This window comes from Klebsiella planticola, from assembly GCF_000783935.2.
GTDB classification, from domain to species: domain Bacteria; phylum Pseudomonadota; class Gammaproteobacteria; order Enterobacterales; family Enterobacteriaceae; genus Klebsiella; species Klebsiella planticola.
The window spans coordinates 2,170,292-2,190,431 of record NZ_CP026047.1; the positions used below are offsets into that span (position 1 = coordinate 2,170,292).

General features: G+C 56.5%; 20 protein-coding genes. 9 read left to right on the forward strand and 11 right to left on the reverse strand.

Annotation, left to right across the window (positions count from 1 at the left end; translation table 11 throughout):
• Window positions 1-55: 55 nt before the first annotated feature.
• Both MC50_RS10515 and aspA read right to left on the reverse strand, forming a co-directional pair.
• Window positions 56-1,357 carry an anaerobic C4-dicarboxylate transporter gene (locus tag MC50_RS10515; RefSeq protein WP_004856943.1) on the reverse strand — a complete coding sequence of 434 codons (1,302 nt, stop codon included), beginning with the start codon at window positions 1,355-1,357 and terminating at the stop codon, window positions 56-58.
• Between the two features lie 117 nt (window positions 1,358-1,474).
• Window positions 1,475-2,911 carry an aspartate ammonia-lyase gene (gene aspA / locus MC50_RS10520; RefSeq protein WP_032689857.1) on the reverse strand — a complete coding sequence of 479 codons (1,437 nt, stop codon included), beginning with the start codon at window positions 2,909-2,911 and terminating at the stop codon, window positions 1,475-1,477.
• A gap of 338 nt (window positions 2,912-3,249) precedes the next feature.
• Here aspA and MC50_RS10530 point away from each other — a divergent pair, with 338 nt between their 5' ends.
• The gene (locus tag MC50_RS10530; RefSeq protein ID WP_032689856.1) at window positions 3,250-3,720 is read left to right on the forward strand and encodes an FxsA family protein; all 471 of its coding nucleotides are present in this window, start codon (window positions 3,250-3,252) and stop codon (window positions 3,718-3,720) included.
• Between the two features lie 96 nt (window positions 3,721-3,816).
• On the opposite strand, the gene yjeH is transcribed toward MC50_RS10530, so the two are convergent.
• Complete coding sequence (gene yjeH / locus MC50_RS10535) at window positions 3,817-5,073, reverse strand: L-methionine/branched-chain amino acid transporter (RefSeq protein WP_032697139.1); 1,257 nt, start codon at window positions 5,071-5,073, stop codon at window positions 3,817-3,819.
• A gap of 230 nt (window positions 5,074-5,303) precedes the next feature.
• Between yjeH and MC50_RS10540 the strand changes: the two genes are divergently transcribed.
• The 3 genes from MC50_RS10540 to MC50_RS10550 all read left to right on the forward strand — a co-directional run bounded on the left by MC50_RS10540 (window position 5,304) and on the right by MC50_RS10550 (window position 7,770).
• The gene (locus tag MC50_RS10540; protein WP_003855929.1) at window positions 5,304-5,597 is read left to right on the forward strand and encodes a co-chaperone GroES; all 294 of its coding nucleotides are present in this window, start codon (window positions 5,304-5,306) and stop codon (window positions 5,595-5,597) included.
• A gap of 39 nt (window positions 5,598-5,636) precedes the next feature.
• On the forward strand, window positions 5,637-7,283 hold the full coding sequence (gene groL, locus MC50_RS10545) for a chaperonin GroEL (RefSeq protein ID WP_004856960.1): 1,647 nt from the start codon (window positions 5,637-5,639) through the stop codon (window positions 7,281-7,283).
• Between the two features lie 133 nt (window positions 7,284-7,416).
• Window positions 7,417-7,770 (forward strand): DUF4156 domain-containing protein, encoded by a 354-nt coding sequence (locus MC50_RS10550; protein ID WP_004856962.1) that lies wholly within the window; start codon window positions 7,417-7,419, stop codon window positions 7,768-7,770.
• Between the two features lie 107 nt (window positions 7,771-7,877).
• Here the strand turns inward: MC50_RS10550 and epmB are convergent, their stop codons facing one another.
• A complete protein-coding gene (epmB, locus tag MC50_RS10555) occupies window positions 7,878-8,909 on the reverse strand; it encodes an EF-P beta-lysylation protein EpmB (protein ID WP_004856965.1) in 1,032 nt (343 codons plus the stop codon).
• 40 nt (window positions 8,910-8,949) lie between these two features.
• Here epmB and efp point away from each other — a divergent pair, with 40 nt between their 5' ends.
• From efp to sugE, 4 genes are all read left to right on the forward strand, one after another.
• Complete coding sequence (gene efp / locus MC50_RS10560) at window positions 8,950-9,516, forward strand: elongation factor P (RefSeq protein ID WP_004856970.1); 567 nt, start codon at window positions 8,950-8,952, stop codon at window positions 9,514-9,516.
• A gap of 103 nt (window positions 9,517-9,619) precedes the next feature.
• Window positions 9,620-9,751: an entericidin A/B family lipoprotein gene (locus tag MC50_RS10565; RefSeq protein ID WP_032689855.1), complete on the forward strand. Its 132-nt coding sequence runs from the start codon at window positions 9,620-9,622 to the stop codon at window positions 9,749-9,751.
• Window positions 9,752-9,924: 173 nt separating this feature from the next.
• Complete coding sequence (gene ecnB / locus MC50_RS10570) at window positions 9,925-10,071, forward strand: lipoprotein toxin entericidin B (protein ID WP_004097935.1); 147 nt, start codon at window positions 9,925-9,927, stop codon at window positions 10,069-10,071.
• Between the two features lie 140 nt (window positions 10,072-10,211).
• The gene (gene sugE / locus MC50_RS10575; protein ID WP_032689854.1) at window positions 10,212-10,529 is read left to right on the forward strand and encodes a quaternary ammonium compound efflux SMR transporter SugE; all 318 of its coding nucleotides are present in this window, start codon (window positions 10,212-10,214) and stop codon (window positions 10,527-10,529) included.
• On the opposite strand, the gene MC50_RS10580 is transcribed toward sugE, so the two are convergent.
• From MC50_RS10580 to frdA, 5 genes are all read right to left on the reverse strand, one after another.
• Complete coding sequence (locus MC50_RS10580) at window positions 10,530-11,060, reverse strand: lipocalin family protein (RefSeq protein ID WP_032689853.1); 531 nt, start codon at window positions 11,058-11,060, stop codon at window positions 10,530-10,532.
• Window positions 11,061-11,172: 112 nt separating this feature from the next.
• Window positions 11,173-11,532 (reverse strand): fumarate reductase subunit FrdD, encoded by a 360-nt coding sequence (gene frdD, locus MC50_RS10585; protein ID WP_032689851.1) that lies wholly within the window; start codon window positions 11,530-11,532, stop codon window positions 11,173-11,175.
• Window positions 11,533-11,542: 10 nt separating this feature from the next.
• Window positions 11,543-11,938 carry a fumarate reductase subunit FrdC gene (gene frdC, locus MC50_RS10590; protein ID WP_032689850.1) on the reverse strand — a complete coding sequence of 132 codons (396 nt, stop codon included), beginning with the start codon at window positions 11,936-11,938 and terminating at the stop codon, window positions 11,543-11,545.
• A 10-nt stretch (window positions 11,939-11,948) separates the two neighbouring features.
• The gene (frdB, locus tag MC50_RS10595) at window positions 11,949-12,683 is read right to left on the reverse strand and encodes a fumarate reductase iron-sulfur protein (protein ID WP_032689849.1); all 735 of its coding nucleotides are present in this window, start codon (window positions 12,681-12,683) and stop codon (window positions 11,949-11,951) included.
• Entirely contained in the window at window positions 12,676-14,466 is a 1,791-nt protein-coding gene (gene frdA, locus MC50_RS10600; RefSeq protein WP_032689848.1) for a fumarate reductase (quinol) flavoprotein subunit, read from the reverse strand. The genes frdB and frdA overlap by 8 nt, the downstream gene beginning before the upstream one ends.
• A gap of 276 nt (window positions 14,467-14,742) precedes the next feature.
• Here frdA and epmA point away from each other — a divergent pair, with 276 nt between their 5' ends.
• A complete protein-coding gene (epmA, locus tag MC50_RS10605) occupies window positions 14,743-15,720 on the forward strand; it encodes an elongation factor P--(R)-beta-lysine ligase (protein ID WP_032689847.1) in 978 nt (325 codons plus the stop codon).
• 84 nt (window positions 15,721-15,804) lie between these two features.
• On the opposite strand, the gene mscM is transcribed toward epmA, so the two are convergent.
• Window positions 15,805-19,131, reverse strand: coding sequence for a miniconductance mechanosensitive channel MscM (gene mscM / locus MC50_RS10610; protein ID WP_032689845.1), 3,327 nt, complete (start codon window positions 19,129-19,131; stop codon window positions 15,805-15,807).
• Window positions 19,132-19,155: 24 nt separating this feature from the next.
• Window positions 19,156-20,082: an archaetidylserine decarboxylase gene (gene asd, locus MC50_RS10615; protein WP_032689844.1), complete on the reverse strand. Its 927-nt coding sequence runs from the start codon at window positions 20,080-20,082 to the stop codon at window positions 19,156-19,158.
• Window positions 20,083-20,140: the final 58 nt, after the last annotated feature.

Below are 20,140 nucleotides of genomic sequence, written 5' to 3' on the forward strand. Positions count from 1 at the left end.
GCACGATGAGGGGAATAATGAAACGGGCCAGAAACTGGCCCGAATTTAAGCAGATTTACAGCATGATGCCGCCAATGATGAACCCCAGAATGACGCACAGGGTGATGGCAATCACCCCTGGGATCAAGAACGCATGATTAAAGACATACTTGCCGATACGCGTTGACCCGGTGTCGTCCATTTCGACCGCCGCCAGCAGCGTAGGATAGGTCGGCAGCACGAACAGCGCGGAGACGGCAGCAAACGAGGCGATGGCGGTCAGCGGGGTGACGCCAAGCAGCAGCGCAGCCGGCATCAGCGCTTTGGTGGTCGCGGCCTGGGAGTAGAGCAGGGTCGCGGCGAAGAACAGCACCACCGCCAGCAGCCACGGATAGTTGTGCAGCAGGTCGCCGGCTACGGTCTGGATGTCGGTGATATGCGCTTTGACGAAAGTATCGCCCAGCCAGGCGACGCCCAGGACACAGACGCAGGCGCTCATCCCGGATTTAAAGGTGCTGGCGTTGAGCACTTCGCTGGTGTCGATTTTGCAGGTGACGCTAATCAGCGTGGCGATGGTCAGCATGAACACTACGATCGCTTCGTTACGCGGCAGCACCGGGTTCTGAATCAGCCCGACGGTATCGCTGATGGCGGTGGCGTAGAACATGACCGCCACGATGCCGATCAGAAACAGCAGCACCGAACGTTTTGCATGCGGCTTCAGCTCGAAAACCTGGCTCCCGCGCAGCTTCACTTCACCTTTTGCCAGACGCTCCTGATAAATCGGGTCATCTTTCAGTTCGCAGCCGAGGAAGTTACAGACAACCGCCGTGATCATTACCGCAATCAGCGTCACCGGAATACAGATGGCCAGCAGCGTCAGATAGCTCACGCCCAGAGGTTCGAGGATCCCGGCAAAAAAGACCACCGCAGCGGAAATCGGCGAGGCGGTAATGGCAATCTGCGAGGCGACGACGGCGATAGACAGCGGGCGGGACGGGCGAATGCCCTGCTCCTTCGCAACCTCGGTAATCACCGGCAGGGTAGAGAACGCGGTATGACCCGTTCCCGCCAGGACGGTCATAAACCAGGTGACCAGCGGAGCAAGGAAGGTAATGTATTTCGGATGGCGTCTGAGCATACGCTCGGCAAGACTGACCAGATAATCCATGCCTCCGGCCACCTGCATGGCGGCAATAGCGGCGATAACCGCCATGATGATTTCAATGACGTCGAAGGGGATCGCGCCAGGTTTGATTTGAAAGAGGAGCGTCAGGACGAGGACGCCCAGACCACCGGCAAAGCCGATGCCGATACCGCCGAGCCTGGCCCCCAGGTAAATCGCCAGCAGGACAATCACGAGTTCTGCACCAAACATATACGCCTTCCTTGTTTTTTAACAAGTTGATATTGAATTGTTGTGATTTAGTAAACCTAAAAAAGCAAAAAAGGCATGTCATTGCTGACATGCCTTTGGCTAGTTTAACCTGAAAGCTTACTGTTCGCTTTCATCGGTATAACGCTTCGCTTTATAGGCCGGATGCATCAGGTTTTGTGGAGAGAAAATATCGTCCAGCTCCGCTTCGGTCAGTAATCCACGCTCCAGGACAACCTCCCTTACGCTCTTGCCGGTTTCGGCGCAAATCTTGCCGACAATATCGCCATTGTGGTGGCCGATAAACGGGTTGAGGTAGGTGACGATACCGATGGAGTTATACACATAGCCTTCGCACACCGCTTTATTGGCGGTGATGCCGTTAATGCATTTTTCCAGCAGGTTGTAGCAGGCGTTAGTCAGGATGTGGATAGATTCAAACATCGCCTGGCCAATAACCGGCTCCATCACGTTCAGCTGCAGCTGACCGGCTTCCGAGGCCATGGTCACCGTGGTGTCGTTGCCAATCACCTTGAAGCAGACCTGGTTGACCACTTCCGGGACGACCGGGTTAACTTTCGCCGGCATGATCGAGGAACCCGCCTGCAGCTCCGGCAGGTTGATTTCGTTCAGACCCGCGCGCGGGCCGGAAGAGAGCAGGCGCAGGTCGTTACAGATTTTGGACAGTTTCACCGCCAGACGCTTCAGCGAGCTGTGTACCATCACGTAGGCACCGCAGTCGGAGGTGGCTTCAATCAGATCTTCCGCCGGAATCACCGGCAGGCCGCTGACTTCCGCCAGTTTTTGTACCGCCAGCTGCTGGTAGCCATCCGGCGTATTCAGGCGCGTACCGATGGCGGTGGCGCCGAGGTTAACTTCGAGCAGCAGCTCTCCGGTGCGCAGAATGCTTTTGATTTCTTCATTCAGCAGAACATTAAACGCGTGAAACTCCTGGCCGAGCGTCATCGGCACAGCGTCCTGCAGCTGGGTACGACCCATTTTCAGGACATCCTGGAATTCGACGGCTTTATTCTGGAAACCGTCACCCAGCTGGTTGATGGCGTCGGTTAATTTCAGCAGGGACGCATAAACCGCGATACGGAAACCGGTCGGGTAGGCATCGTTGGTGGACTGGCATTTGTTAACGTGGTCGTTCGGGTTCAGATACTGGTATTCACCTTTCTGATGGCCCATCAGCTCAAGGCCAATATTGGCCAGCACTTCATTGGTGTTCATGTTGACGGATGTCCCTGCGCCGCCCTGGAACACATCAACCGGGAACTGGTCCATGCATTTACCGTTATTCAGAACTTCATCGCATGCGGCAATAATGGTATTCGCGACGCTTTTAGGAATGGTTTGCAGTTCCTTGTTGGCCATCGCGGCGGCCTTTTTGACCATCACCATGCCGCGCACGAACTCGGGGATATCGCTGATTTTGCTATTGCTGATGTAGAAGTTTTCAATCGCTCTCAGAGTATGAACACCATAGTAGGCGTCAGCTGGAACTTCCCTGGTACCCAACAGGTCTTCTTCGATACGAATGTTGTTTAACATGTGAACCTTCTTTTTCAAGCTGCCAATGAATTCACCAAATACGCAGAATTTATGGGATTTTGCGCATTTTCTTGCCGAAGATTATTTCCTTAATCGGCCCGGTGCCCACGATCATATGCTGATGATAGCGAATGTCAGCAACCTTGATCACTTATTATGTCGAGAAGGGTATAAGAATTATTAATCTGTGAAATGAGTCACCGCTTTGCCGTTCCTGGAAAAAATAAGCGCTTCTGCCGATTGAAATGTGCTGTTTGAGCCCAATATTGATGTGATGCGAAAAGCACACCGATGACTGCGGGGGCCGATAGTGAACCCCGCTAATGAAGGAGACGCCAGTGCGTTGGATTCCGTTTATTGCCATTTTTTTATACGTTTACATTGAGATATCGATCTTTATCCAGGTGGCTCACGTGCTTGGCGTTCTGTTGACGCTGATTCTGGTGATCTTTAGCTCGGTGGTCGGTATGTCGCTGGTGCGCAACCAGGGCTTTAAAAACTTTATGCTGATGCAGCAGAAAATGGCGGCTGGTGAAAGCCCGGCGGCAGAAATGATTAAAAGCGTCTCGCTGATTATCGCCGGTCTGCTGCTCTTGCTGCCGGGGTTCTTTACCGATTTCCTCGGCCTGCTGCTTCTGCTGCCGCCGGTACAGAAACACCTGACCCTGAAGCTGATGCCGCACTTACGCTTTAGCCGGATGCCCGGCGGTGGTTTTAGCGCGGGAACCGGAGGCGGTGAGACCTTTGACGGGGAGTTCCAGCGCAAAGATGAAGAGCGCGACCGTCTGGATCATAAAGACGACCGCTAACCCCTCAGGCCCGGCAAGGCCGGGTTGATACGGTGATATAGCTGATGAGCCGGATATGCGTTGCGCTATCCGGCTTTTTTATGGGCTGTTTCATTCTCAATGATGGTGGGGAAGCGCCGCCGGACGGCGCTTTGGCAGCCACAGCCACAGCGCCGCCATCACCAGCAGAGCGTACAGGCTTTTCCAGCCGACCATCGCCAGTAACAACAGGCAGAGCAGGCTCCCGATGAACGCCAGAACCCGATAGCGCCCCCGCAGTAACCGGCAGCCCGCCAGCATGCACAGCAGATAAATCATAATAAAGATGCCGTTGGCATAGACGATCAGCGCATCGAGGTTGATATCCAGCCAGTAGATGGCGAGCGTACTGATGACACAGCAGCCCAGCACCACGTTGAGCGCATTGCGTGGGATTTGCTGCGGCGAGAGGCGGGCGAGATAGCTTTCTGGCTTGTACTGCGCCTGCGACCAGACCAGACGGGCAAAACTCTGGATATAGATATTGAGGCTGGCGAAGCAGGCGAGATAGCCAATGACGCAGGCGATCCACAGTGCCTGCACGCCAAACAGGCGCACCACGATATTGGGCAGCGATGCGGCGGCGGCCATATCGCTGCCGAAGGCATGAAAATGCAGGACCAGTACGGTACAGGCCCAGTAAACGGAGCCCGCCAGCAGCAGGCCGATCATGAGTGCACGGGGGAAATCGCGCTCCGGGCGTTTAAATTCCGATGCCAGATGGGCGAAGGCTTCAAGGCCGACGAAACACCAGAACATCACCGACAGGGCGGCAAAAAGGCGGGAGCGATCGATATCCGCCGGCGCCGGAAAGGGGATTTGCGCCGGGCTAATCCCGCCGCGCCACCAGATAGCGACGATCAGCGCGACGATCAGAACCGCTACCAGCGTTTGTAGATTCGCGCTGGAGCTTGCGCCCCGCGACCCGACCCACCAGATGATGGCCAGCGTCCCCAGCTCCGCGAGCAGCAGTTGGCTGTCGTGCCAGCCAAACAGCGCCTGGCCGAAGCCGGTGGCTATATGCAGCGCCGCCGGTAGCCCAACCGGAATGACCGACAGGAACAGCCAGCCGGTGACGCGTTCCATATGGGAACCAAATGCCATATTGACAAAGTGTGCCACGCCGCCCGCGCTGGGGAAGTGACGGCCAAGGACGGCAAAGACGATAGCGATCGGGAAGACCAGCAAAATGAGCGCGGGCCAGGCCCACAGGCTGTTATCTCCCGCCACCAGTGCGGCAAGAGCGGGAACGGCAAAGACGCCGGTGCCGAGTAGCGACGTAGAAAGCAGCCCCACTCCCTGAGCCAGACCTAACTCCTGTTTTAAACCACTCATGATGCCATCCTGCCCTGACAAAAGATCGATGGTATCACAATCGTTTTTGCTTATGACGATGGCAAACCGGCATCTGTTTCTGTGCGTCAGCGCACGAGGAAAAATTTTTTTTTAACTTTCCCCCTTGAAGCGCGAAAACCCACCCCCATCTCTCAGGCACTAGCCGGAAAACCGTATACGGGCCGGTGTCACCCATAACTGATAATGACTTTCTCAAAGGAGAGCTATCAATGAGTATTCGTCCGTTACATGATCGTGTGATCGTCAAACGTAAAGAAGTTGAAACCAAATCTGCAGGCGGCATCGTTCTGACCGGTTCTGCGGCAGCCAAATCAACTCGTGGCGAAATCATCGCTGTCGGTAAGGGCCGCATCCTGGAAAACGGAACTGTGCAGCCGCTGGACGTTAAAGTTGGCGACATCGTTATTTTCAACGACGGCTACGGTGTGAAATCTGAAAAAATCGACAATGAAGAAGTGCTGATCATGTCTGAAAGCGACATTCTGGCAATTGTTGAAGCGTAATTCGCGCGCGAAACTGAACGAATTTGAGGAATAGAAAAAATGGCAGCTAAAGACGTAAAATTCGGTAACGACGCTCGTGTAAAAATGCTGCGCGGCGTGAACGTACTGGCAGATGCAGTGAAAGTGACCCTGGGCCCGAAAGGCCGTAACGTGGTTCTGGATAAATCTTTCGGTGCACCGACCATCACCAAAGATGGTGTTTCCGTAGCGCGTGAAATCGAGCTGGAAGACAAGTTCGAAAACATGGGTGCGCAGATGGTGAAAGAAGTTGCCTCTAAAGCGAACGACGCTGCAGGTGACGGTACCACCACCGCAACCGTACTGGCTCAGGCTATCATCGCAGAAGGCCTGAAAGCCGTTGCTGCTGGCATGAACCCGATGGATCTGAAACGCGGTATCGACAAAGCTGTCGTGGCTGCCGTTGAAGAACTGAAAACGCTCTCCGTACCGTGCTCCGACTCTAAAGCTATCGCTCAGGTTGGTACCATCTCCGCTAACTCCGATGAAACCGTAGGTAAACTGATCGCGGAAGCGATGGATAAAGTCGGTAAAGAAGGCGTTATCACCGTTGAAGACGGTACCGGTCTGGAAGACGAACTGGACGTTGTTGAAGGTATGCAGTTCGACCGTGGCTACCTCTCCCCGTACTTCATCAACAAGCCGGAAACTGGCGCTGTTGAACTGGAAAGCCCGTTCATCCTGCTGGCTGACAAAAAAGTCTCCAACATCCGCGAAATGCTGCCGGTTCTGGAAGCCGTTGCGAAAGCAGGCAAACCGCTGGTTATCATCGCTGAAGACGTTGAAGGCGAAGCGCTGGCCACTCTGGTGGTCAACACCATGCGCGGTATCGTGAAAGTCGCTGCTGTTAAAGCACCGGGCTTCGGCGACCGTCGTAAAGCTATGCTGCAGGACATCGCTACCCTGACTGGCGGTACCGTCATCTCTGAAGAGATTGGTATGGAGCTGGAAAAAGCGACGCTGGAAGACCTGGGTCAGGCGAAACGCGTTGTGATCAACAAAGACACCACCACCATCATCGATGGCGTGGGTGAAGAAGGCGCAATTCAGGGCCGCGTTGCTCAGATCCGTAAGCAGATCGAAGAAGCGACCTCTGACTACGACCGTGAAAAACTGCAGGAGCGCGTAGCGAAACTGGCTGGCGGCGTTGCGGTAATCAAAGTCGGTGCAGCGACCGAAGTTGAAATGAAAGAGAAAAAAGCGCGCGTTGACGATGCTCTGCACGCAACCCGTGCTGCGGTAGAAGAAGGTGTTGTTGCCGGTGGTGGCGTTGCGCTGGTGCGCGTTGCCGCTAAACTGGCTGGCCTGACCGCTCAGAACGAAGATCAGAACGTCGGTATCAAAGTTGCGCTGCGCGCAATGGAAGCTCCGCTGCGTCAGATCGTGTCCAACGCCGGCGAAGAGCCGTCTGTTGTTGCTAACAACGTGAAAGCGGGTGAAGGCAACTACGGTTATAACGCGGCAACTGAAGAATACGGCAACATGATCGACTTCGGTATCCTGGACCCGACTAAAGTGACGCGTTCTGCTCTGCAGTACGCTGCATCCGTTGCTGGTCTGATGATCACCACCGAGTGCATGGTGACCGACCTGCCGAAAAGCGACGCAGCCGATTTAGGCGCTGCTGGCGGCATGGGTGGCATGGGCGGTATGGGCGGCATGATGTAATCGTGCGCTATACCCCTTAGAAACAAAGAAACCCCCGGGCAGAAATGCTCGGGGGTTTTTCTTTTTCTCATCTTTTTAGTATAAGGTGTACATCCGGGCCAGCGCGTCCAGCTCATTGATCATGGGGAATAACATGCAGGTAAGATATTTAGCAGGGATTGTCGGCGCAGCATTATTGTTAGCGGGTTGCAGTTCCAGCAACGAACTGAGCTCAGGCGGACAGAGCGTACGCTTTGTTGAAGATAAGCCGGGTGCGGATTGCCAGCTGTTGGGGACCGCGACGGGCAAGCAGAGCAACTGGCTGTCCGGGCAGAACGGTGATGAAGGCGGCTCCATGCGTGGCGCAGCTAACGCGCTGCGCAACCAGGCTGCGGCGATGGGCGGCAACGTGATTTATGGCGTGAGCAGCCCGACGCAGAATCTGCTGTCGAGCTTTGTGCCAACCGATAGCGAAATGAACGGCCAGGTCTATAAGTGCCCGAACTGATTTGATTCCGGGCCTCTGCCGTCGATGGTCAGAGGGCCCGGGCGATCTCCACGCGTTCAGTCAGTCTGTGAATCGGCGGTCTGCCAGCTTTTCCCCGGCAGACCTTTTCACGAATGTTGTTTTAAGCCCAAATCCAGCGGTGTCTTACTTGGCTCACCGCCGATTTCCCGCGCCAGTCTTGGCACCATATACCCTGAAACCAGCGTCAGCAGCTCACGCATGATGGCGCGGGCCTCTTCATCTTCGACCATAAAATGGGCCGCGCCCTGGACTTTATCCAGCACGTGCAGGTAATAAGGCATGACGCCGGCATCGAACAGGGCATTGCTCAGAGCGGCCAGCGTGTGCGCATTGTCGTTGACGCCGCGCAGCAGAACGCTTTGATTCAACAGCGTGACACCGGCTTGACGCAAGCGCGCCATCGCAGCGCGGAAATCGGCATCAATCTCATTGGCGTGGTTGATATGGTTGACCAGCAGCACCTGCAGCGATGAGCTGGCAAAGCGTGCGGCCAGCGCATCGGTAATCCGCGCCGGGATGACGACGGGCAGGCGGCTGTGAATGCGCAGACGCTTAATGTGCGGAATCGCTTCCAGCTGAGTGAGCAGCCAGTCCAGCTCATGGTCTTTCGCCATCAGCGGGTCGCCGCCGGAAAAAATAATCTCATCGAGCTGCGGGTGCGCGGCAATGTACTCCAGCGCCGCCTGCCAGTTACGCTTATTGCCTTGATTTTCGGCATAAGGGAAGTGTCTGCGGAAACAATAGCGGCAATTTACCGCGCAGCCGCCCTTGACCAGCAGCAGCGCCCGGTTGCGGTATTTATGCAGCAGACCGGGTACCACGCTGTGCTGTTCCTCCAGCGGATCGGTGGAAAAACCCGGCGCTGAAATAAACTCATCTTGTGAGGTAAGTACCTGACGAAGCAGGGGATCGTTGGGATTTCCCGGCTCCATACGGGCGATAAATGCCCGCGGCACGCGCAGGGCGAAGAGGCGTTTTGCCTCGCGTCCCGCCAGCAGGTTCGCATCAGCGTCTACATTTAAAAGATGCAGCAGTTCATCGGGACTGGTCACAACATCTGCAAGTTGCGTTAACCAATCTTCTCTGGATGGGGTATTTAGGGTTACAATATGCGCCATTTTGTGGCTTAGCTACCAATTAACAAATTTAGAGGGCCTTATGGCGACTTACTATAGCAACGATTTTCGTGCCGGTCTTAAAATCATGATGGACGGCGAACCTTATGCCGTTGAAGCCAGTGAATTCGTAAAACCAGGCAAAGGCCAGGCTTTTGCCCGCGTTAAGCTGCGCCGTCTGCTGACCGGGACTCGCGTAGAGAAAACCTTCAAATCTACCGATTCCGCCGAAGGCGCAGACGTTGTTGATATGAACCTGACTTACCTGTACAACGACGGTGAGTTCTATCACTTCATGAACAACTCCACTTTCGAGCAGCTGGCTGCCGATGCGAAAGCCGTAGGCGATAACGCAAAATGGCTGCTGGATCAGGCTGAGTGCATCGTGACCCTGTGGAACGGTCAGCCTATCTCCGTCACCCCGCCGAACTTCGTTGAGCTGGAAATCGTGGAAACCGATCCAGGCCTGAAAGGTGATACCGCAGGTACCGGCGGTAAACCGGCGACGCTGTCTACTGGCGCAGTGGTTAAAGTACCGCTGTTCGTTCAGATTGGCGAAGTCATCAAAGTGGATACTCGCTCTGGCGAATACGTATCCCGCGTGAAGTAATTCATGCCATAGAGGGTTGGCGCAGCAGCGTGCTGCGCCTGCTATAGCCCTCAAGAGAATAGCCGTTAAGGAAACAGCAGCTCATTAACCGCAGGCAGGGAAGATGAACAACGCGATAAAACTTCTGCTGGTGCTCTCTCTGAGCGCAATATTGCTTACCGGATGCAATACCGCCCGCGGCGTTGGCGAAGACATCCAGGGGCTGGGGCATGCGATTTCGCGTGCGGTCAGCTAAACGCCTTTTGGCCCGATCTTTTGCTTTGATCACCGCTTCGCTGTACCGTTTCGCTTACACCTTCCGCTAATTCACTCCTTTTCTCTTAAAAAACGCTGAGATTCCGCCATCCTGGGTCAGGTTGTCTATGCTTATAGGGCACGATAACTAAAACTGGTAATAAGGATGATATTATGGTGAAAAAAGCAATTGCAGCGTTCTTTACGGTTTTGGCCCTCTCTTCTGTGCTGACCGCATGTAATACAACACGTGGTGTGGGTCAGGATATTTCAGAAGGCGGCAGTGCCATTTCTGGGGCTGCGACAAAAGCTCAGCAATAGACCCTGACGGTACGGTGACTGGCCGTACCGTTCTTTCCATCGTACGTTCTGCTGGTTATAATCTCTGTGCTTTCATCCACACCTTACGGGACGACCTGTAAGCGTATCGCATTCGGGGACGGCCCCATCAAGGGGGTCCTGTGTCCTGGTTCGTTTTATTTATCGCCGGTCTGCTGGAAGTGGTCTGGGCGGTTGGTCTGAAATACACCCACGGTTTTAGTCGCCTGCTGCCAAGCGTGATCACGATTGTGGCTATGGTGCTCAGCATGGCGCTACTGTCATGGGCGATGAAAACGCTGCCCGTCGGCACCGCCTATGCGGTCTGGACGGGAATAGGCGCAGTAGGCGCGGCGATCACCGGGATCGTCCTGCTGGGCGAGTCCGCCAGCGCCATGCGTATTGCCAGCCTGGCGTGTATCGTTGTCGGTATTATCGGGCTGAAAATCAGCGCGCACTGACTAATAGCGCTGGTTAACCCAGATAAGTTTACTGACGTCGAAGCCCTGTCGGGTGGCGATGTCCAGCATCTGTTGTTTCACTTCCGGTGAGACCTTTGGCGAGCGGGCCAGCAGCCACAGATAATCGCGGTCTGGCCCGCAGACCAGCGCGTAGCGATAATCTTTATCCAGGGCGATCACGTTGTAGCCGCCGTAGAAAGGGCCGAAAAAGGAGACTTTCAGCGCGGCACGGGTCGGCTGGCCGGTGAAGTAGGCCACGCCATCGGTTTTCTGCCACATGCCCCGATCGGGGTTATAGCCTTTGTTCACCACATCCAGTCCGCCATCATCGCGCAGGCTGTAGGTGGCGGTCACTTTTTCAAGGCCACTTTCAAACTGATGGTCAAAGCGGGCTATTTCATACCAGGTGCCGAGATAGCGCTGGGTATCAAATGGACTGACCACCGTTACGCCTTGTGGCGGCGTTGGCGTGCTACAGGCAACAACCAGAAACGAGGCGGCAACAACCGCAATAATGGGCAGCACACGCATAGCATTTTCCTTGCTGGCTTTTTAGCTAAGTGTAGATTCTATCTGGAGAAAAGCGGGGATATTTTCTGCAAAAGAGAGCCCGATAACAGAATGCTACCGGGCTGCAGGGAGGTTAAATGAATAACACGCCAATCAGCGTCACAACGCTCAGGATCGCGGCCAGGCCGTAGAAGACCCATTTACCATTCGGAACGTGAATTTTCAGGTCGTGCATGGCGTGATGGATACGGTGTAGCCCGCACCACAGCGGCAGGACGATCATCAGGAAGATAAAGGCGCGGCCCACAAAGCTCTGGGCAAAGCCCAGTACGCGCTCGTAGCTGAATGCATCGCCCGGCGCCAGGCCTAACGGCAGCAGAATACCGACCAGCAGCACCATGACCGGCGCGACAATCGCGCCCCACATACCGCCTGCGCCAAACAGCCCCCAGAATACCGGTTCATCGGAACGTTTCGGGTTGGGATTGATCATTACAGCCTCCTTACCAGAACAGGGCAACAAACAGGATCACCACGGTCACCAGCGCGGTCACCACCCAAAGCCCTTTAATCACCGGCTCTGGCCCCATTTTTTCACCCTTAATAATGATATTGGCGGCTTTCGGCGCCAGCTCAAACCATGTTTTTGTGTGCAGCAGCGCGGCACCCAGGGTGATCAGGTTCAGGACCACCACCACCGGGTTTTGCAGGAAGCCGACATAGCCAGCCCAGCTTTCTGCGCCATGCTTCAGGGCAAACAGACCGTAAATCAGCACGATACTGAACCATACCGTTGGCACTGCGGTTCCTTCACGCACCATATAGAAGCGATAAAACGGCAGTTTTTTCCACCAGGTGGACGTCATCGGCCGCACGTAGGGTTTGCGTTTAGTCGTCATCATGCACTCCTTAGCGTGGTTTCAGGGTCGCGATAAGAAAGTCTTTCGAGCTTTCTACCTTGCCCTGCTGAATGGCGGCTGCCGGATCGACATGCTTCGGACAGACTTCCGAGCAATAGCCCACGAAGGTACAGGTCCAGACGCCGTTCTGACCGTTAAGCTGCGCCATGCGCTCCTTCTTGCCGTGGTCGCGACTGTCTTCGTTGTAGCGATGGGCGAGGGTGATGGCCGCCGGGCCGATAAACTCCGGATTAAGACCAAACTGCGGGCAGGCGGCGTAGCACAGGCCGCAGTTGATACAGCCGGAGAACTGATGGTATTTGGCCATCTGCGCCGGGGTTTGCTTGTTTGGCCCCTGATCCGGTGTGCGCGGATTGCCAATGATATAGGGCTTAATGGCCTCCAGACTCTCGATAAAGTGGGTCATATCGACCACCAGATCGCGCTCAATCGGGAAGTTGGCCAGCGCCTCAACCTTAATGCCCTTGGTGTATTCGCGCAGGAAGGTTTTACAGGCCAGTTTCGGCACTTTGTTGACCATCATCCCACAAGAACCGCAGATCGCCATGCGGCAGGACCAGCGATAGCTGAGGTCCGGCGCAAGGTTATCTTTGATATAACCCAGCGCGTCGAGCAGCGAGGTTTGTTCATCATAAGGCACTTCATAGAACGCGCTGTGCGGGGCGGTGTCCACTTCCGGGTTGTAGCGCACCACTTCAATTTTGAGGTTTTTCATCTCAGCCATTTGCCGTCTCCTTCTTCTCGGCTGCTTCCGCTTCTGCGCCATATACGCGTTTCGCCGGCGGCAGAGAGGTGATTTTCACCTCGCCGTACTCCAGGCGCGTGGTGCCATCCGCATCGCGGAAAGCCAGCGTATGTTTGAGGAAATTGACATCATCTCGTTCGGTGCAGCCTTCATCCAGACGCTGGTGCGCGCCGCGTGACTCTTTACGTGCAATAGCGGAGTGCGCCATACATTCGGCAACGTTCAGGCCATGGCCCAGTTCGATGGTGTAGAGCAGGTCGGTGTTGAAGACGCTGGAGTTGTCGGTAATGCGCACGCGCTTAAAGCGCTCCTGCAGCTCCGCCAGCTTATCGATGGTTTTCTGCATCAGCTCCGGCGTGCGATAGATACCGCAGCCTTCTTCCATCGACAGCCCCATTTCATCGCGAATTTTCGCCCAGTTCTCGTTACCTTCCTGATTGACGAGATCTTTCAGACGTTTTTCTACATCGGCAGCCTGCGCGTCCAGCGCCGCAACGTTCATTTCACCGGCTTGTGCAGCGCGCGTCATCGCCTGTTCACCGGCGAGGCGGCCAAATACCACCAGTTCTGCCAGCGAGTTGGAGCCGAGGCGGTTGGCGCCATGCAGACCGACGGAAGAACATTCGCCAACCGCGAACAGGCCTTTAATCCGCGTTTCACACTGCTGGTCGGTTTCAATGCCGCCCATGGTGTAGTGTGCGGTCGGACGGACCGGAATCGGCTCTTTCACCGGGTCAACGCCGACATAGGCTTTGGCCAGCTCGCAGATAAACGGCAGGCGTTCGAGCAGCTTTTTCTCACCGAGATGACGCAGGTCGAGATAGACCACGTCGCCACGCGGCGTCGGGATGGTGTTGCCTTTACGCCATTCGTGCCAGAAGGCCTGGGAGACTTTGTCGCGCGGACCGAGCTCCATATATTTGTTTTTAGGCTCACCCAGCGGGGTTTCCGGACCCATGCCGTAATCCTGCAGGTAGCGGTAGCCATTTTTGTTGACCAGAATACCGCCTTCGCCGCGACAGCCTTCGGTCATCAGAATGCCGGAACCGGGCAGGCCGGTTGGGTGATACTGGACAAACTCCATATCGCGCAGCGGTACGCCATGGCTCAGCGCCATGCCCATACCGTCACCGGTGACGATGCCGCCGTTGGTGTTATAGCGATAGACACGTCCCGCGCCGCCGGTCGCCATAACCACCGCATTTGCGCGGATTTGCACCAGCGAACCTTCCATCATATTCATCGCCACCAGGCCACGGGCCTGACCATCGTCGACCAGAATGTCGAGGACGAAATGTTCATCGAAGCGTTGGATTTGGGGGAACTGGAGGGAGGTCTGGAACAGGGTATGCAACATATGGAAGCCGGTCTTATCGGCGGCAAACCACGTGCGTTCGATTTTCATCCCCCCGAAGCGGCGCACGTTGACGCTACCGTCCGGACGGCGGCTCCACGGACATCCCCACTGCTCAAGCTGGGTCATCTCCTCCGGGCAATGGTGGACAAAGTAATCGACGACATCCTGTTCACAGAGCCAGTCGCCACCGGCGACAGTGTCGTGAAAATGGTACTCAAAGCTGTCATGATCCTGTGCAACGGCAGCAGAACCTCCCTCGGCCGCAACGGTATGGCTGCGCATGGGATAGACTTTTGAAATCAGTGCGATTTTGGCATGTGGATTTGCCTGCGCCGCGGCAATAGCGGCGCGAAGACCAGCTCCGCCAGCGCCAATAACAGCAAGATCGGCTTGAAAAGTTTGCACGACATTCCTCCAGTTTTTGTGTATTTCGCCGCCGGACTGGCGAAAAAGTATCACTGCTCCTTTATAGGTAAAGGAGTATAGCCGTAGGGTTGATGGGGAAAATTGATGTGTTCGATTTTTTTGTCAATATGTGCGCCGGTTTATCAGCTCTGGTGATGAATTCTCTTCGGCAGTACCTTTTCCGTAGGTCACCGGAGGGCCGGTTCGCACAAAATTTGTTTCACCCGACGGTTACGAGTAGACTTCGTGCCCTTGTATGAAATCGGAGAAAGTAACATGAGCGAGACGGCAACCTGGCAGCCGAGCGCGTCCATTCCAAACCTGTTGAAACGCGCGGCGATAATGGCGGAAATTCGCCGTTTCTTTAGCGATCGCGGCGTGCTGGAGGTGGAGACGCCTTGCATGAGTCAGGCAACGGTGACGGATATTCACATGTTTCCGTTCCAGACCCGTTTCGTCGGCCCTGGCTATTCGCAGGGGATGGATCTCTATCTTATGACCAGCCCGGAATACCATATGAAGCGCCTGCTGGCCGCGGGCTGTGGCCCGGTGTTCCAGCTGTGTCGTAGCTTCCGCAATGAAGAGATGGGGCGTCACCACAATCCGGAATTCACCATGCTGGAGTGGTATCGTCCGTGCTATGACATGTATCGGCTGATTAACGAAGTCGATGACTTGCTTCAGCAGGTGCTGGAGTGCCAGCCGGCGGAAAGCCTCTCTTATCAGCAGGCGTTCCTGCGTCATCTTGAGCTTGATCCGCTGTCGGCCGATAAGACGCAGCTGCGTGAAGCGGCGGCGAAGCTCGATCTGAGCAATATTGCCGATACGGAAGAAGACCGGGATACCTTGCTGCAGCTGCTGTTTACCATGGGCGTCGAGCCGCATATTGGTAAAGATCGCCCGACCTTTGTCTATCACTTCCCGGCCAGTCAGGCGTCTCTGGCGCAAATCAGCACCGAAGATCACCGCGTGGCGGAGCGCTTTGAGGTCTATTACAAAGGCATTGAGCTGGCGAATGGTTTCCACGAACTGACCGACGCGCGTGAACAGCAGCAGCGTTTCGAGCAGGATAACCGCAAACGTGCGGCCCGCGGTCTGCCGCAGCAGCCTATCGATCGGAATCTGCTTGATGCGCTGGCCGCCGGACTGCCGGACTGTTCCGGCGTGGCGCTGGGAGTCGATCGCGTGGTGATGCTGGCGCTGGGCGCCGAAAGCATCAGCGAAGTGATTGCCTTTACCGTCGATCGCGCCTGATGCCCAGCCGCTTCCCTTACCGAACGGGCTAAGGGAAGCGCGGGACAGGCTAACGGATATCGCGCCGTCTAGGCGCGATGGGTGTTACAGGCTCCCCGCCGTGCGGCTGGATTTCCCGGCTGATGTCAGCGCCCGGCTGCTTTTTCTGCCATCAATACTTTCCAGACGCATCTGGAACGGCGGGAACGGCATATCGATACCGTGTTCACGATAGCCGGCCAGAATCAGCTGGTGGAGCTCGTGACGCAGCGGCATACGATGCCCCATCTCGGCGGCGTAGATACGCAGCTCGAAAATCTGAATCCCCTGCTGCAGGTCGACGAGGAACGCTTCCGGCGCCGGCGTATCGATCACCAGCGAACAGCGGTGGGCGGCGGCGATCAGGATCTGCGTGACCTCTTCGGTGTTGGCATCCGCTGGCGCCGGGATGGTTAACACCACGCGGGTGACCGAGTCAGAGAGCGACCAGTTGATAAACTGCTCGGTGATGAAGGCCTTGTTAGGCACGATAATCTCTTTACGGTCCCAGTCGCTGATGGTGGTGGCGCGGGTATTGATGCGGGTGACGCTGCCGGTCAGATCGCGGATCGTGACCGTATCGCCAATACGTATCGGTTTTTCAAACAGGATGATCAGGCCGGAGATAAAGTTGGCGAAGATCTCCTGGAGACCAAAGCCCAGCCCTACGCCGAGGGCGGCGACCAGCCACTGCAGCTTGGCCCATTCAATCCCAATCATCGAGAAGCCCATCAGGCCGCCAATCAGCATCAGCAGATATTTGGTGATGGTGGTGATGGCATACCCGGTCCCCGGGGTGAGATCGAGGTGTTGCAGAATCGCCAGCTCCAGCAGCGCCGGTAAGTTTCGCACCAGCTGGGTGGTGATAATCAGCACCAGAATGGCAATCAGCACGGCGCCGAGGGTAATCGGCTCCAGACTTTCAACGCCCTGCACCGTCGAGGTGACATCCCACAACGAGATATTTTCGAGGAAGCCGAAGGCGGAGTGAATTTCTGACCACAGAACGATCACCGAGACCAGCGCGATCAACATCAGCAGCGAACGGACCAGACGCAGGGACTGCGTACTGATCGCATCGAGATCGATTTCACTCACTTCGTTCTCCGCGGAACCCTCAGGGCTGCTGGAATGGGCGACGTCATCTTCCCCGCGAGCACGCTGAGCGAGAATTTCCGCCCGTCGATGTTTCGCGCGATCGAAGGCCAGCCGGCGGCGCTGAATCAGCATCCAGCGGCGAATGATGTGGTAGACCACCAGAAGCAGGAACCAGATAGCAACGGAGGTTTCCAGCCTTGCCAGCAGCGCCTGGGCGGTGGCCAGATAACCGATCGCCGCCGCCAGCATGGCGATTAACGGCGCGCCGAGCAGCAGGTTCCACAGCATGCGGTTAACCATGTTATCGCCGTTCCCGGCTTTATCGAGATAAAGCGGGATCCCGGCATGCTTCAGACTCAGGGTGACCAGCGCCAGCGCCCCGCAAATCAGCAGGAAGCAGAGGCGGCCGAGCGAAGCGGAAAACTCCCGGTCGTTAAGATTATCAAACATGATCAGCGCGATAATCAGCGGCACGATCAGGCCGATGCTCATCAGGTAGTAGCGCATGGCTTTGCTGACGCGACTGCGCGGCCAGCCGAAGTGCGCGATAAACAGGCCGTTCGGACGCGCAAAGGTGGCGCAAATCATCACCACCCACAGCAGCGGCACCGTGGCGGTGACGCTTTCGCCGATCGCCACCGCCAGCGGATAGGGCCATGCCGATTGCAGGCCGTAGCCCAGCGTCATCCACAGCACGGGGAGGGGAGAGGCCACCAGAATCGACCAGAACACCGTACGCAGCGTGAGCCAGAAATGATCCTGCGTGACTTTGCCGACGCGGGCGCTGGAGCGTTCGAGGAAGCGGGTAAAGTGGCGGCGCGAACTGATGCTGAAGCCGACCAGGATCAGCGCGCCAAACAGCGGCAGCAGCGTCTCCTTGCTGGTTAACATCATGGCGCTGGCTTTGCCAAGCTGGCTGACGGTATCGAGAGAGACCAGGCGGCGCAGGTCGTGGACGATTTCCAGCGGCCACGAAAAACCGATTGGGCTGACGTCCGACGTCCAGAACAGATAGCGGTGCGTTGCTTCGTTGATCTCTTTCAGCGCATCTTCCAGCTGACCGTTGGAGACCTTCAGCTTGGTCAGCTCCAGTATCAGCGTATCGCCGCCCTGGAGCAGCGAATTGAGCAACTCGGTTTGCGTGCGCAGCTGTGCTTCCAGAATGCGGCTTTGTTCACTGGTGAGCGGCTCGCCGTCCGCCTGGCGAATCAGACGCAGCTGCGGCTGGCTGCCGAGCAGATCCTCATAATGCAGACGCTGCACCCGGAGCTGCGCCATCTCGGTATCCAGCTGCTGCGGCTTCGGCGTTTCCGGCAGACGAGCTACCTGGGCGCGCAGGGCTTCGCCCAGCAGGTTGGAGGAGCCCAGCCACTGCGACTGTTCGCGCAGGGTATTCAGCGCCTGGCGCACCTGCAGCGTCTGGTTGGCCGCCTGACGCTGCTGCGAGGCCACCAGATCCATACGCTGGGCCTGCTGGTTCAGCGCCTGTGACAGCTCACGGTTGACTTTAAACTGGGCCACGAGCTCCGGCGGCAGGTTTTCACTGTTCTCTGCCAGCAGCTCGGTGCTTTCCAGCGCTTTTTCCGCTTCACGTTGACGCTGGCTATTGAGCTGATTGCGCAGCGCCTGCAGATAGCCGTCGAGCAGCTTGCCCTGCTTCTGCGCCAGATCGCCGCGCATCCGCGACAGCTCCTGACGATTGTTCGCCGAGAGCTGTGCCAGATCCAGTTCGTTCACCAGCGCTTTCAGGCGCGCAGATTCCGCCTGCAGACCAAGATTCTGCGCCTGTGCCAGCGGCGTATTGCTGGTTTGCGTGCCGACGCGGCGCTCAACTTCATTGAGCTGGCGACGCGCGTCGCTCTGCTGCTGCGGAAGCTGGTTAAGCGAATCGGCGATATCGCGGGCGCGTTCCTGCTCCTGCTGGGCCTGGCGGCTGGCTTCGAGCAGCTGACTGCTGACCTGCAGGATTTCCTGGTTCAGCGCATCCGTGGAGAGGTTGGTTGAGACCTGGCGCGGCTCATCGGGCAGATTGCCGATCTGCGAACGCAGCGTCTGGAAAAGTTTGGGGAAATTATCGATTACCTGCTGGTACTGGCGCGCGCGCTCAAGGGAGGCGCTGCGTTCCTCGAGCGCGTTCAGTGCAGATTGTAAGGCTTCAACGGTACCAGGCTGAGCGGGTTTTGCCGCCTTCGCCTGTTCCAGTTCCTGAGCGATCTGTTTCGCATCGGGGGCTGTCGCTGCGTACGCCCCCAGACTGAGGCTCCAGGCCAGCAGGAAAATATATATCAGGCGCACGGCATAACCCTTTTTTGTCAGGAATTAACCTTCGTCTTGCGTCGCGTCGCTCAGTGGGCTGACGCCATCTGCGGTCGCGGACATGGTCTCTACGGCAGTTGCCAGCGGCTGGCCGAGTTGGGTGGCGGAGAGGCTTTTCAGCTGTTCAACCAGCTTCACTTTGCCCGGGGCAAACAGGTTGATTACCGTCGAACCGAGCTTAAAGCGGCCCATCTCCTGGCCTTTCAGCAGCGCGACGGAACCTTCGCTGTCGCCCGCCGGCCAGGTCCAGCGTTTGATAACGCCTTCACGCGGCGGGGTCACGGTACCGGACCACACGGTTTCAATGCTGCCAACAATCGTCGCCCCCACCAGAATTTGCGCCATCGGGCCAAATTCAGTATCAAACAGGCAGATAACGCGCTCGTTACGGGCAAACAGATTCGGAACGTTCTGTGCGGTCAGGTGGTTAACGGAGAACAGATCCCCCGGGACGTAGATCATTTCACGCAGGATACCGTTGCACGGCATGTGGACGCGGTGATAGTCACGCGGCGACAGGTAGGTGGTGGCGAAGGTGCCGTTGCGGAACAGATCGGCCATCTGGTAGTTCCCTGCCAGCAGCGCTTCCAGGGTGTAGTTGTGGCCTTTGGCCTGCAAAATTTTGTCATCTTCGATGGCGCCCAGCTGGCTGATGACGCCATCGGCAGGCATGACCAGCACGTTAGGATCGGTGTTCAGCGGACGGGCGTCTTCGCGCAGCGGGCGCACGAAGAAATCGTTAAAGGTGCGGTAGCTGGCGGTATCAGGCTTTTGCGCCTCTTTCATATCGACCTTGTAGCATTTCACGAACAGATCGATGACCAGCTTTGTCAGCCAACCCGCTCGTTTGCTCGCACCCCAGCCTGCGAGGCGGGTGAGCCACAGTTTAGGCAGAATGTATTGCAGTGAAAGTTTAAGATCGTTTAACAAGGTAGCCTCCAGGCCATGATTTGTCGTTCCTGACCCCGTCAACGTGCGGGGTCCTGAA